Below are 11,988 nucleotides of genomic sequence, written 5' to 3'. Positions count from 1 at the left end.
CCTGGACGGCGGCGACCCGCTGCGCCAGGGTCAGGGCGGCGTCCCGGCCCGGGTGGTCGACGGCGTGGGGAGCGGACGCCGTCTCGCCCTCGGGGTCGCATTGATCGGCGGGTGCGGAGACGGCCGAGGCCGTCGCCTCGGTGACGGCGGTGTCGGCTCGGATGCGGGCGTCGCGGATCGCGTTCTGCACGGCAAGACTGGCGACCCGGGCACCCTCGTTAGCGGCTGGACTCCCGCGGCGGCGTGCCTTCGGCGGGAGCGATCCACCACCGGCGCGGCACCGGGAAGTCGGCGGTATAGGTCATCCGGTCCGCCGCCGGCGCTTCCCGGCCGGGCTTCGTGACCGTGTGGCGGCGGGAGCACCGCAGCAGGGCCCGGTGGGTGATGTAGTCGTCCAGGCCGCGGGTGAACTCGCGGCCGCGCAGCGTCTCCAGCAGGTGCCGGCGCGCTTCGGCCAGGATGTGGCGCCAGGCAAACTACTCGCGCACGGTGAAGACGACCGCGGCGACATCGACGGCGGCGAGCGCTACCTCCACGGGGGGATCCACCCGCGCTCGGTTCCCCCGGAGGAGTCAGTCGACGAGCTGCTGCCAGGGCATTCTCGATGCGCTGGTGGCCATCAATGCTCATCTCCTCTTTCCCCATCTCGGTTGTCAGCGCTCTGCAGTACCGTCACGGCGAGTAGCCCAGCCAAACGGGAGGCCGTCGCGTGACCGTCATTCGTCCTCGGCGGCCAGCTCCGGGGAAATCCGTAGAGGACCTAGCCCCACAACTAGTGAAGGAGTGGCACAGCGCCCTGAACGCCCCTCTCTCCCCTGCTGATGTTTCCGCCGGCTCTAGCCTTCACGCATGGTGGCGTTGCGTAGAGTGTGGACACGAGTGGTCAGCGCGAGTCTCAAGTCGCACGCGGGTAAACGGAGCTGGTTGTAAGCCCTGCGGCCACAGACGTGCCGGAGACAAGAAGGCCTCTCCTCGACACGGCATTTCACTCACAGATGCGTATCCCCATCTTGCGAGGCAGTGGGACGCCCATCGGAATGCGCCCATGACCCCTGACCGTGTCGGCCCTGGGTCGAGCCAGCCGTATTGGTGGGTCTGCGTGTGCGGGAGGTCGTGGAAGGCTCGTCCTTCTGATCGGACGCGGTCTGACAGAGGTCCTTCATCTGCACTTTGTCCCTACTGCGTACGCACTGTGACGCAGCGCCAGCGCGCACGTCCCCTCCACGAGAGATCCCTGATGGCGCTCCACCCTGAGCTGGCTGCCCAGTGGCACCCGACGAGGAACGCGCAACTGCAACCTCACGCGGTATCACCGGGGTCGAACCGCAAGGTGTGGTGGCGGGGCCTCTGCGGACATGATTGGCAAACACGGGTCAGCCGCAGGGTCGAAGGACGGGGGCTGCCCCTACTGCGCCGGCCGGCTCGTAGGATACGGAAACGATCTTGCAACATGGGAGCCAAAGATCGCTGCACGGTGGCATCCGACGCTTAACGGGTCGCTGACGCCAGACCAAGTCACATACGCGTCCGGGAAGCACGCATGGTGGCTCTGCCACATCTGCGGACACGAATGGAACGCCCGAATCGCCTCGCAGCGAGACGGCCGGAACTGCCCAAAGTGTGGGCGTGTTGTCGCGAACCGCAGTGCACGTATGCCCCGCAATGGACATCTCCTCATGGACACCCAGCCGCATCTGGCTGCTGAATGGCACCCTTCACTCAACACGACCGCGCAACTCTCGGAGACCGCCACAAACTCGGGCATGACTGTCTGGTGGCTCGGTGCCTGTGGGCATGCCTGGGACTATCCAGTCGGAGCTCGAGTCCGCACGCGAGCGGGGTGCCCCTATTGCTCAGGCCATCGCACAGGTTACGGAAACGACCTGGCAACTCTCCACCCCCAGCTGGCTTCTGAATGGCATCCGGAACGGAACGGTGACCTCACTCCCAGCGATGTGGTCCCAGGATCATCGGCCCGCGTTTGGTGGCGTGCCAGCTGTGGCCACCAATGGCGCACTTTCGTCTTCGTCCGAAGTCGTGGATCCGGCTGTCCTGCCTGCGCGCCAACGCCAGAGTCGAGGCAACAGACCGACCTTGAACTCGCTCTTCTCATTTTTGTGCCCGGTCTGGGGCTGCGGGACCGGGCGGTGGCCCTGGGCGAACGGCTCCTGCAGTGTGACATGGTCTGGCCTGGTCGCCGGCTCGTGATCGAGTACGACGGATCTTACTGGCACCGACACACGACGGAACGGGATATTCGAAAAGCCAAGACGCTCCGGGAAGCTGGCTGGGTGGTAGTCAGAGTGCGTGAGCAACCACTTAAGGCCTTGCATCCCTATGACGTTCTCGTCGCCCCCGTCGACGTAGCAACGTCGTACCACCCAGGTTGCTCGCCCGCGCGAGCGGCGCAATCAGAGACGGAACGTGCTCACCGGAACGGGGGGGACAACGGGCACCTCGACAGCTGTATCGGTCATCGGGACCACCCGAGCATGCCTGCCGATCATGCTGCCGCACCGGGAAACTCCAAGATCCCCGACAGAGTCAAACTAGTGATCCAGCAGCATTTCGCTTCCTGGGCTGGCAATTGTCATCATCCTGCCATGGAGGGGATACATGAAATTTCCGCCTGGGTGATGAGTCGGAGTCGGTAACCAGAGTCAGGGCATCGATCTGTCCGGCATCTCGCCCCGACTTTCGCTGCTGGTGCCGCTTGCTCGGCCCTCATCCCCGGCATTTTTGGGCGTAATTGCGTCTGGGATGCATGAGGAGTACGCTTTCCCGTCAAGACGGGGGTCGCATATGCCGATACCTCTTTGGATTCGGCCAACTCCGTGCACGCCAGGGGCGGACGAGCCGTCGTCGTCTCACCTCGCCCTACCTGCGTCGACCTCGCGTGATGCGCCTCGACAGGTCCTGGGTGGCAGAGGTCCCAAGTGTCTTCGGCTGCCGATAACCAGAACCTGCAGTTCAGAGCCCGCAGGAGCCAGAAACTTCAAAATGGCGACTTCGCGTCAGTACCGGTCGGCCCCATCGGTGAATATCGGCTAAACGAAATTTTGAGGGGATTTTCCCTCCGGTGGATTACGTAGGGCCCTGTCGGGTGATTGTTGACGGAAATCGGACACCTTGTTCTATTACAAATATCTGGACATGCGTGTCGTATGGAAGTAGCGCGTAATCCTCGGACTGCCGCACGGCATGCGGCGCAGACAAATGTTTCGAGGGAAATTAATCTTTTTAGGTGCCTTGCCGGCCTGATTTCGCGGCCCCGGATCGACCCTTGCTTCACCTGAGCCAGAGGAAACACCGTGAACCGGAAACAGACCACCGCTCTCCTCGCCCTCCCGACCCTCTTCACCGGAGCAGCACTCTTCTTCGGCGCCCCTGCCGGGGCCTCTGCCCTGGCCTGTACCGCGGGCACTGCGGGCATTGCGGGTGCCAACGGCACCGCCGCCCACCCTGCCGGGTTCCCCGGCACCGCAGGCGGTGCTGCGACCGGAACGGGCAACTGCGCGGGCGGTGCCGGCGGCCCCGGCGGCAACGGCTTCGCCAACGGGGTCGGCGGTGCGGGCGGTAACGGCGGGATCGGCGTGGGCAGCGGATCCGGCGGTGCAGGTGCCACCGGTGGCACTGGTGGCTCCAGCGGCGCGACCGGCGGTAACGGTGGCACCGGTGCCTCCGGCGGCCTCAACGGCGCGGGTGGTGCGGGCGGTGCGGGCGGTGCGGGCACCAACGCCGCTGCGGGCGGCATCGGAGGTGCCGGTGGGAACTCCGGCGCCAGCGCCGGAGCCGGCGGCCAGGGCGGCCTGGGTGGCGTCGGTGGATCGAGCGGTGGTGCGGGCGGTAACGCGGGCAACGGCGGCATCGGCCACGGCGGCGGAAAGGGCGGCAACGGAGGCGCCGGCGGCACCAACGCCTCCGGCAACGGAGGTAAGGGCGGTAATGCCGGGAAGGGCGGCAACGGCAGCTCCGGCGGTGCTTACCCCGGTGGCGCCGCGGGCATTGGCGGAGCCGGTGGTGTGAGTTCTGGAGGGATCACCAACTCGGGTGGCAACGGAGGCACCGGCGGCAATGGCGGTGTGAAGTCGGGTGCCAGCGTTGATGGCACCTGCGGGATCGGCGGCGCCGGCGGCAACGCCACCGGGGGCATGCTCTTCCGCGGCGGGACCGGTGGAACGGGCGGAACGTTCGGCGCGGGCAGCCCCTGCGCGAGCGGCGCCAACGGAACACCGTGACCTTGCCCCACCCAGGTGCCCCGCCCCTCACGCCCTCGGACCACATGGCGCGGTCTCAGGACGTGATGGGTGCACCCTGACGTCCGCCCCTGAGAGTCTGAGGACTGACTCTCAGGGGCGGCGTGCACCCGGGGCTGCCACTCGCACGACCGCAGGCCTCACCAGCCGCCCACCGGCCCGGCAGCGCGCAGCTCTGCCCCTTCCCGCCGCGTAGTGGCGGCGCGACGCCTCTAAACAAGGGACACAACCGCCGTCTGCTCCCCCCGTGGTGCTCCGCCGTTGCCCCGCCTGCTCCCCCGGGGACGGTAGCCGTAGCCCCAGCGGGAGGCCTGCTTCTGGGTGGTGATGAGTGGCGAGCCATCGATATGGACACCGATTTCCCGGGAACACTCCTCTGGGCCGATGTGAGGGGTTAAGACGACCCCTCAGACATCACGCGCGCCCCACCGGCCGACGAACTCCTGAAGGGCGCGGGCGCTGCTGTTCCTCGCGGACGATCCGCCGGGCGAGGACGCCGCGGTCGATGTACGCGTCGACGGCGGCGAGGACCAGGCGCTGGAGTTCGAACGGCTCCAGCGCTTCCACCTCCCATTCACCGGGCGGCGGGGGTCGAAGCCGTAGCGGCGGGCGAAGGCCGGCCACCTCGGGGTGCCCTGCTTGCCTTCAGCCGCGGGCAGTTCGTAGGCGCGGACCTGGTCGTAGGTCAGCAGTACCCGTTCCGTCCGGCTCCAGCAGCCGGTGCGTGCCACCCAGTCCCGCTCGATGTCCTCGCCAGAGCAGTCGAAATCACCAACCACCAGTAGAACCCCGTCGCGAGGGTCGGCGGTGACGCGGTCGTGGACGATGTCGGCGTACGACTGCGAGCCGAAGCCGCGGACCACCAGCACCGGAATGCCCGCAGGAGCGAGCCAGCCGATCAGCTGCTGGCGCAGGGTGTCCTTCTCCGCCGCGACGTACAGGGCGTGCTCCTGACCCTCGGTGCGGTCCAGCCGGAACCAGTCAGACATCTCATGGATGAACGTGTCCGCGCTGTCCCAGGAGGGCAGGACATGGATCTCCCGGACGGTGTCGATCAGGTCCGGGAAGCGGCCCTCCCGGCGGGCCTTGGCCAACTGCGCGGACAGCCGGCGATACATCGGCGGCGTGTGCTGCAACACGCCCTCGGAGACCAGGCGGTACATGACCTGGCTCAGCGTGACACTGCCCTCATAGCTCTCCACTATCTGACGGGCCCGGTCGACGACCGCTGGCCACCGGATCCGCTCCCGCGCTATAGCGGTACTTGTACTTGTACCCCTCCGCGCGGTGTCGGCTCGGGTCAGCCGACGATCGGTGCGGCCCTCTCCGGGACGGGCTCGGACTCCAGACGGTCCAGGCGTTCGTAGAGGACGCGGACGAGGCGAGCGCGATTCTGGACGCAGCGCATGGTGCCCTCGATCGTCGTGGACAGCCAGCCTTCCGCCTCGCGCAGGACGACGTCGGCGAGCGCCCGGGGGCCGCTGTCCTTGGGCAGCTGGTCCGCGCGGCGCCGGACGTCGGAGGCGACCGCGCGGGCGTGGGCGGTGAGTTGGAGGGCGATCTGTTCGTAGTCGCGGGTCGCGAGCGTGTCCTCGCTTGTCCAGGCGAGGACGGCCTTGACGAGGCACTCGTACGGCTCGCGATCCAGCGGGAGCTCCGCCTCGATCAGCCCGTCGGGGTCGTACAGGACGGTGTGGGTGCTGGTGTGCATGGCGGGCCTCGATGCCGGGAGCGTCGTGTGCGGGTGGCCGGTGGTCACCGCTGGGTGTCCTCGCCGGCGTCGGCCCCGTGGTCCTCGGTCCGCTGGGCGAGGAAGCGGGCGAAGCCGCGGTCCGCGCGGGCCAGCAGGTCCGGGGAGGGGACTTTGTAGGCGGGCGACTGGAGGCCGCGGCCCTCCGGGGCCGGGGCGGTGGAGTCGGTGTGTACGCGCATGGGGCGCCGCCTCTCCGGCTGGTGGTCCGTGGGTGCCGTCGACGCTACGCAGCTACGGTCCGCGCTCTCAACGAAGTTGCGGAGAATTGCGGAGGTTCACTCCAGGGCGTCGATCGCGGCCCGGATGAGCGGGCGGGCGGCGTCGCCGTAGACGGCCATCGACGCGAGGCCGGCAAACGCCTTGGCGTAGTCGGCGAGCTCGCGCGGCTGCTTCACCTTGATCTCCGCCGTCAGGGTCTCCACCACGGCGGTGGTGTCGTCGTGGAGGTAGAACGCCTCCAGGGGCCACACGGTGCGCTGCGCGGTGAACGGGATGATCCCCAGGGAGACCGAGGCGAGCGGCATCACGGCCAGGAGGTGGCGCAGCTGCCCGCGCATGGCGTCGGGGTCGGCGGTGCGGTAGCGCAGGACGGATTCCTCCATGAGGACGACGTAGCGGTGGCCGCCCTCGTAGAGGAAGCGGGAGCGGGCGATGCGGGCGGCGACGGCTTCGGCGACGTCGTTGGGGGTGCCCTGGAAGGCGGTGATCTGCTCCATGAGGGCGGTGGCGAAGCCGGGGGTCTGGAAGAACCCGGGCGGCACGTTGGAGACGTAGACCCGGCAGATGCGGGTCCGCTCGTGCAGGGTGTTCCAGTCCTGCTGGACCTTGCGCATGCCGGTGCGGTGCAGGCGGCGCCACTCAAGGTGAGGTCGGTGTCTAAGACGGCCAGGTCGGGGTGCTCGTGCAGTTGCTGCTCGCGCGTCCAGTGGGCGAGGTCAGCTTTGTGGGCGGCCCGCCCGGAGGCTGGCCTGGTATGGCAGGCAGCCGTGATGAGAACCCCTCTCGGAACCCGCTTCGAGGGTTCCGAGACGAGTTCTGATGCCTGATCGTGATCCACGGGTGCACAACCGCATATGGATCCCGGCTGTCTGAAAGGCGCCGGAGGAGGCTCTCCGGCGCCTTTCGGTACAGAGATACAGAGATCGGGGATCAGGTGGGCAAGAAAGTCTGGAGAGCCGTCGTGGCCGGTGGTGCGGCGGCGGTGTTCACGGGCGTGGCCGCGGTGCCGGCCGGAGCGGCCGAGGGCGGGGTCTCCTTCACTCGCGTCCAGGTGAACGGCGGCAAGCCGATCGTGATCGGGGTGTCGGAGGCCGCGGCGCCCACCTCCTTCCGGATGGCGACCACCCGCAAGTGGAAGTGGCCGGCGGTGTTCCTGTACCGCGGCAATACGGGTGACCGACTGTGGCATGCCATCGAAACGAGCGACTGCCACGAGGTGAGCTCGGGCGTTTGCGACTTCAACGAGACGATGTACTTTGACCCCACTGAGTGGGACATGCGTAACAGCGAGGCCGGAGCGTGGAAGGTCGCGGCCGAGGTGTCCTTCAAGGGCGGCGGTGGCGACACGGATGACAAGGGCCTGACCACCTACATCAAGCGCAACTCCCGCTTGAGTGTGAACGCTGCGCCCGAGCCGGTGTCCAAGGGCAAGACGATCACCGTGACCGGCAAGGTTACGCGGGCCAACTGGGAGACGAAGAAGTACGCCTTCTACGGAAGCCGACTGGTGAGCCTGCAGTTCAAGCCCAGCGGAGCCACCTCCTACACCACGGTGAAGAAGGTTCACGCCAACGGCTCGGGTGCTCTCAGGACGACCGTGAAGGCGTCCAAGACGGGCTCGTGGCGCTGGGCGTACTACGGCAACACCACCACTGGGCCCTCAAGTTCGGCCGCGGACAACGTCGTGGTGCGGTAAAGAACTCGTCTCGGAACCGCTTTGAGGGTTCCGAGACGAGTTCTTCACAACCTCGGAAAGGGCACGCGGGGGGCCGTGTGCGCCGATCGTCGTGTACCGATCCGCCGGAACGGATTGTCGGCGTTTTCCGAGCTTGCACCGTTCAAGCCACTCCCGAGCGGCTACTTCTCGCCCGGCTCCTGAGGGTTGGCGGGCGGGATCGGGGGAGGCGGCGTCCAGCCTGGCGGTGCCGGCTCAATCAGTTCGAGTTCCTCATCCAGGTACATCTCACCGCCGGCCTCGGGGAAGTCCACGAGGAGTTCGCCGGTGGAGATACGCGCTACGACCGTGCCGACCGGGTCTTCGGGGTGGTCGTTCGTCTCGCGTGGCGCCACCCGGTCCCCCGGCGTGAAGCGCCGAGCAGTAGAGGAAGGCGTCAGCCGCTCTGTGCCAGACATGAGTCGCGTCCCTTCGGGCCCCGTTGCCCCTTGGTCCAGTAGGCGGTGACGATGCCCTTCTGGCCCATGTCCCGTCCATGGAATTTCCAGTCGGCGTAGTCGACGTACACGCACATCGTTCGCTTACTCGTGCTGCTCCTGTACGGGTAGCAGTACAGCGTGTAGTACCGGGTGAGCTGCTTGCAGATCCCGTTATTGAAAGCGCCCTGCCATCTCTTCTTGGCAGCCCGGGTGTACGGATGGCTGGGCTTGTGGTGGTGCCGCCCGCCTTGCTTGATATGGGCACGCCCGAACTTCGAGTTTCCCGCCCGCAAGATGGGGTCCTCCCCGCCAGGAGATGCCGACGTGTAGAAGCTGGCGTCTACGATTTTAGCCGCGCCAGTGCCGTCCTTGATGGGGCCGGGACTGGCCATGGCGGCAGGGGCAGCGATGACACAGGCGGCAATAGCCGCAGGGACGACCAAGAATCTTCGATGTAACACAGCGACTCCCGGGTCTAGAACCTATGTTCGTTCCGTCCTGCCCAGCCACCAACCATGCTGAACCGTCGTTTTCCGGACACTCGCCTCGCAACGAAACCCGCTGTCCGCCTGGGCGGACGGCCCCCGGCCACCAGCGGGTATACCGCGCGTCTGGCCCCCCGGCTGGTGTAGGGGACACTCGCAGCCCTCGTCCGTTTCATGGTGTGTTGGTGCTCTGTCGCGGGGTGCGGGTGCCCGTTTGCAGGAGGTAGCGCACGGTGCCGAGTTCGTATCCGAGCACCGCGGCGATCGTCTCCTCGGGGTAGGCGAGAATGCGGCCGAGCACGACGACGTCATACTGCGCCGGGGAGCGGGTGGTCACCAGGGGCCTGGTCCGGCTGTGGGTGCAGGCGGTGAGTTGGTCCCATGCGTAGGCGGCGGGGCTGAAGCGGCTGACGATGTAGGGCCAGTGCACCGCGAGCACGCCGAAGGCCTCTCGCACCGCGCTCTCGGCGGCCTCGGTGGGCAGGTGGGCTCGGGCGTAGGCGAGGTAGATGTCGTGGTGCAGGGTGTAGAAGGCCCTCGAACGCCGGCGGCAGGCGCAGGCGTTCGCTGGGCGGGCGGGCTGCGTCGAGCCGGGGCCCGGTGCTGGGTGCGGTGGGCGGGGTGCGGGGGTGTTGTTGCGGCATGGGAATCCTCCTGGAGGAGCGGAGGAACGTGGGGGCGCTCACCCGAAGGCTCCGGCCGGCAGGGAGCAGATCTCGGTGGCGGTCAGCGCCAGGGAGCGGGGGGCGGCAGTGCTGTGGCGGGCGATGTCCCACAGTGGGCGGATCGTCTCTGGCTGGCCGTTGAGGGCGCTGACCAGGTGTCTGACGGAGGACCAGTGGTCGGGGACGTGGCCGCCCTCGAGCATGCCTCGGATTTCGTCCAGGGACAGGGCGTTGTGGGCGCGGTCGCGGATGCGGCTGTAGGGCGGGGAGGCGGCTGAAAGGCGCAGGCCGCGCAGTGCGGCGTTCAGGGTGGCTGGGTTGGCGGGTTCGTGGCCGCGGGCGGCTTCCCACAGGGGCCGTAGCTCTGCGGGGTCGCCTTTGCAGGAGAGAGTGATCTGGCGGGTGACCTTCCAGGAGGGCAGGCGCTCGCCGGTCATGATGCGGGACATGTAGGAGGGGGTGACCTTGGCGTCTTTGCCGAGGGAGCGGAGTGTTTTTCCGCTGGTGCGGTGCAGGTGGGACAGGGCGCGCGCCAGGGTGGCCGCGGGGCTGGCGGCAGGGGCGGCGGGGGGGCCGTTGGAGTCGGAGGTGCTGCTGGCCTCGCGGGGTGCGGGGGCGGGCCGGGGTTCGCGCTGGCGGGGGACTTGTTGCGCCTCGGTGGGCGGGCAGGTCGGGGGGCGTTCCAGGCGTCGTTTGCGGCTGCGGGCGTTGGCCTCGGTGGACAGGTCGCGGGAGAGCTTGCCGGGGCTGATGTGCAGGGCGCTGGCGATGCTTTGCGACTTTTCCTTGCGGTCGCGCGCCTGCTGGACCAGGGCGGCGGCCAGGTCATCGAGGTCGCGGCGGGCCTCGACGAGCTGCTGGAGTGCTGCGAGGGGTTCGCCGTCGCGGGCCAGGCACATGAGGTGCTGGGCCCGCCGGGCTGCTTCCTCGGCGACCTGGACCGCGTAGTCGTCGTTGACGGCCGTCTCGGGGTGGCTGTGGCGCAGCTTGCGGTAGGCCTTGCCGCAGGCGTCGCCGCAGTACCGCCGGGGGCGCCCGGAGCGGGGCGTCTGGTCAACGGTGTTGGGGCAGCCCGGGTTGGGGCACGGGAGACTTCCCTGGCCCTTCGGGGTCATGGGATCGGATCCTTTTCGGGTGGCTACCGGAGCGTTGAGTCTGCGCGGAAATGGGAGTTTTCCGAGCTGAGGGGCGAAATCCCCGTAGCCGGTCTGCTGCCGTGGTAGGGCAGCAGACCGGGGGGTGTTCGCCATGGCCGGGCCGCGATTGACTGCGGCCCGGCGTCGTGTGGCGGGTCAGCTGATGGAAAGTCGCCGGTAGCGCAGGCGGATGCCGTGCAGTGAGGTCAGCAGGGCCGGCAGCGCGACAAGCGCCCAGGCCTCGCTGCTCGGGCCGAAGACGAGCACGATGCCCAGGAAAGGCATCGCGATGAACAGCCCTAGCTGCAAGTTGACCTGGCTGTCACGTACTTCCCAGGTTTTAGCTCCGGGCCCCGGAGGGATGCTAGCTTCGGATCTCCTCGGCTGGATGCCCTGCGGCGTCCGGCGGGGTGAACGGTCAGGAGGCAAGGTTCTCCTTGATCAATAGGTCTGGCAGTGCGAAGCAGTCCCGGTTTCGGTTGGCGCCTGGGCCGGGGCTGCTCTGTGCTCGGCGACGCTACCCCTCACCCATACGGTGCACCATCACTACAGTCCGTTAATGGGGTGGTTGCGGTTCCCGGCTGCCGCCGTGAATGCATCTGATCGGACAAGCGGTCGAGCACGGTCACAACCAATCTCAGACGTTCACGGCCGAGCCCTTAAGGAAAGCGCAGCCGCCGCTGAGGGAACGCCCGTGCGTACGACCCGCAGTCGCCCCCTCCCGCCGACCGCCCCTTCCGCTCGCCGGCCACAGGCCCGGTGGCGACTGGCCCAGAAATTCGAACACATGCTCTACTGGCGGCATGGTGCACAGCAACTACTCCCCCGACCTCGTACACATCCAGCGCGACTGGACCCGCACCTACCAGGCCCTCGCCGAGGCCCGCGCCGACCACAACACGGCGCTGCGACGACGGCTCATCGGCCTCTCCCGCCGCCTCGTCCAGGACGTGCCACGTGCTGATCAGGCCGACCTGCGCCGACGCGCTCAGGAGCTGTCATGACCCGCCGCACCTGGACCATCACCGACCGCCAGCGCTTGATCCTTGCCTGCATCCGCGACCGCATCCTGGCAAGCGGCGAGGCACCCACCGTGCGGGAGATCGGCACCGCGGTGGGCCTGTCCAGTTCCTCCTCCGTGCACTACCAGCTGCACCGCCTGGTGGAGGCCGACGCCCTTGTGCGCGACGACAGCGGTAGCTGGAGGATTACCGGCTCGCGCGATGACCGACGTCCGCCGTATCCGCTTCCTGGAACAGGTCCAGGAAGCGCAACCTGACGCGCACCCGCAGGTGGATCGCGGATGGGTGAGAGGCAGGA

Annotated in this window: 14 protein-coding genes and 2 pseudogenes; 6 read left to right on the top strand and 10 right to left on the bottom strand. The window is 67.9% G+C overall.

What is annotated here, in order from left to right; genetic code table 11:
• Positions 1-190, bottom strand: a pseudogene (locus IG54_RS42645) (hypothetical protein); the annotation flags it as partial.
• A 519-nt stretch (positions 191-709) separates the two neighbouring features.
• Here IG54_RS42645 and IG54_RS43890 point away from each other — a divergent pair.
• The 3 genes from IG54_RS43890 to IG54_RS42245 all read left to right on the top strand — a co-directional run bounded on the left by IG54_RS43890 (position 710) and on the right by IG54_RS42245 (position 4,238).
• The gene (locus IG54_RS43890; RefSeq protein WP_078594668.1) at positions 710-1,492 is read left to right on the top strand and encodes a zinc-ribbon domain-containing protein; all 783 of its coding nucleotides are present in this window, start codon (positions 710-712) and stop codon (positions 1,490-1,492) included.
• Entirely contained in the window at positions 1,464-2,654 is a 1,191-nt protein-coding gene (locus tag IG54_RS43885; protein WP_420712296.1) for a zinc-ribbon domain-containing protein, read from the top strand. Before IG54_RS43890 ends, IG54_RS43885 begins: the two co-directional genes overlap by 29 nt.
• Positions 2,655-3,311: 657 nt before the next feature.
• Complete coding sequence (locus tag IG54_RS42245; RefSeq protein ID WP_051820119.1) at positions 3,312-4,238, top strand: hypothetical protein; 927 nt, start codon at positions 3,312-3,314, stop codon at positions 4,236-4,238.
• Positions 4,239-4,663: 425 nt separating this feature from the next.
• Here IG54_RS42245 and IG54_RS43165 read toward each other — a convergent pair whose 3' ends face one another.
• From IG54_RS43165 to IG54_RS0129495, 4 genes and pseudogenes are all read right to left on the bottom strand, one after another.
• Positions 4,664-5,458, bottom strand: a complete 795-nt coding sequence (locus tag IG54_RS43165) for a hypothetical protein (RefSeq protein ID WP_234336387.1) — start codon at positions 5,456-5,458, stop codon at positions 4,664-4,666.
• 98 nt (positions 5,459-5,556) lie between these two features.
• A complete protein-coding gene (locus tag IG54_RS0129505) occupies positions 5,557-5,967 on the bottom strand; it encodes a DUF6415 family natural product biosynthesis protein (protein ID WP_037897964.1) in 411 nt (136 codons plus the stop codon).
• A 44-nt stretch (positions 5,968-6,011) separates the two neighbouring features.
• Positions 6,012-6,188 carry a hypothetical protein gene (locus IG54_RS42625; RefSeq protein ID WP_199809611.1) on the bottom strand — a complete coding sequence of 59 codons (177 nt, stop codon included), beginning with the start codon at positions 6,186-6,188 and terminating at the stop codon, positions 6,012-6,014.
• Positions 6,189-6,284: 96 nt separating this feature from the next.
• Positions 6,285-6,875, bottom strand: a pseudogene (locus tag IG54_RS0129495) (DUF5753 domain-containing protein); the annotation flags it as partial.
• 287 nt (positions 6,876-7,162) lie between these two features.
• Here IG54_RS0129495 and IG54_RS0129490 point away from each other — a divergent pair.
• A complete protein-coding gene (locus IG54_RS0129490) occupies positions 7,163-7,924 on the top strand; it encodes a hypothetical protein (protein ID WP_030791279.1) in 762 nt (253 codons plus the stop codon).
• Positions 7,925-8,085: 161 nt separating this feature from the next.
• On the opposite strand, the gene IG54_RS0129485 is transcribed toward IG54_RS0129490, so the two are convergent.
• From IG54_RS0129485 to IG54_RS42235, 5 genes are all read right to left on the bottom strand, one after another.
• Positions 8,086-8,361 carry a hypothetical protein gene (locus tag IG54_RS0129485; protein WP_158708947.1) on the bottom strand — a complete coding sequence of 92 codons (276 nt, stop codon included), beginning with the start codon at positions 8,359-8,361 and terminating at the stop codon, positions 8,086-8,088.
• Complete coding sequence (locus IG54_RS42240; protein ID WP_158708946.1) at positions 8,340-8,774, bottom strand: hypothetical protein; 435 nt, start codon at positions 8,772-8,774, stop codon at positions 8,340-8,342. The genes IG54_RS0129485 and IG54_RS42240 overlap by 22 nt, the downstream gene beginning before the upstream one ends.
• A gap of 265 nt (positions 8,775-9,039) precedes the next feature.
• The gene (locus tag IG54_RS0129475) at positions 9,040-9,324 is read right to left on the bottom strand and encodes a hypothetical protein (protein ID WP_030791275.1); all 285 of its coding nucleotides are present in this window, start codon (positions 9,322-9,324) and stop codon (positions 9,040-9,042) included.
• Between the two features lie 225 nt (positions 9,325-9,549).
• Positions 9,550-10,647 carry a helix-turn-helix domain-containing protein gene (locus IG54_RS0129470; RefSeq protein WP_030791274.1) on the bottom strand — a complete coding sequence of 366 codons (1,098 nt, stop codon included), beginning with the start codon at positions 10,645-10,647 and terminating at the stop codon, positions 9,550-9,552.
• 177 nt (positions 10,648-10,824) lie between these two features.
• Positions 10,825-10,977, bottom strand: a complete 153-nt coding sequence (locus IG54_RS42235) for a hypothetical protein (protein WP_158708945.1) — start codon at positions 10,975-10,977, stop codon at positions 10,825-10,827.
• 494 nt (positions 10,978-11,471) lie between these two features.
• Between IG54_RS42235 and IG54_RS0129460 the strand changes: the two genes are divergently transcribed.
• Together IG54_RS0129460 and IG54_RS38375 are read left to right on the top strand one after the other, a co-directional pair.
• The gene (locus IG54_RS0129460) at positions 11,472-11,672 is read left to right on the top strand and encodes a hypothetical protein (protein WP_030791272.1); all 201 of its coding nucleotides are present in this window, start codon (positions 11,472-11,474) and stop codon (positions 11,670-11,672) included.
• Positions 11,669-11,947 (top strand): LexA family protein, encoded by a 279-nt coding sequence (locus tag IG54_RS38375; protein WP_037897952.1) that lies wholly within the window; start codon positions 11,669-11,671, stop codon positions 11,945-11,947. Before IG54_RS0129460 ends, IG54_RS38375 begins: the two co-directional genes overlap by 4 nt.
• Positions 11,948-11,988 lie beyond the last annotated feature (41 nt).

This window comes from Streptomyces sp. NRRL S-920 (assembly GCF_000717945.1).
Lineage (GTDB): Bacteria > Actinomycetota > Actinomycetes > Streptomycetales > Streptomycetaceae > Streptomyces > Streptomyces alboniger.
Note: the sequence above shows the minus strand (reverse complement) of the source record. Positions and strands in the feature narration are given on the sequence as shown.

Bases quoted from the DNA above. Each gene is read 5' to 3' on its own strand.
- IG54_RS0129505 (WP_037897964.1), bottom strand. From the start codon at position 5,967: ATGCACACCAGCACCCACACCGTCCTGTACGACCCCGACGGGCTGATC.
- IG54_RS42625 (WP_199809611.1), bottom strand. From the start codon at position 6,188: ATGCGCGTACACACCGACTCCACCGCCCCGGCCCCGGAGGGCCGCGGC.
- IG54_RS0129485 (WP_158708947.1), bottom strand. From the start codon at position 8,361: ATGTCTGGCACAGAGCGGCTGACGCCTTCCTCTACTGCTCGGCGCTTC.
- IG54_RS42240 (WP_158708946.1), bottom strand. From the start codon at position 8,774: ATGGCCAGTCCCGGCCCCATCAAGGACGGCACTGGCGCGGCTAAAATC.
- IG54_RS0129470 (WP_030791274.1), bottom strand. From the start codon at position 10,647: ATGACCCCGAAGGGCCAGGGAAGTCTCCCGTGCCCCAACCCGGGCTGC.
- IG54_RS0129460 (WP_030791272.1), top strand. From the start codon at position 11,472: ATGGTGCACAGCAACTACTCCCCCGACCTCGTACACATCCAGCGCGAC.
- IG54_RS38375 (WP_037897952.1), top strand. From the start codon at position 11,669: ATGACCCGCCGCACCTGGACCATCACCGACCGCCAGCGCTTGATCCTT.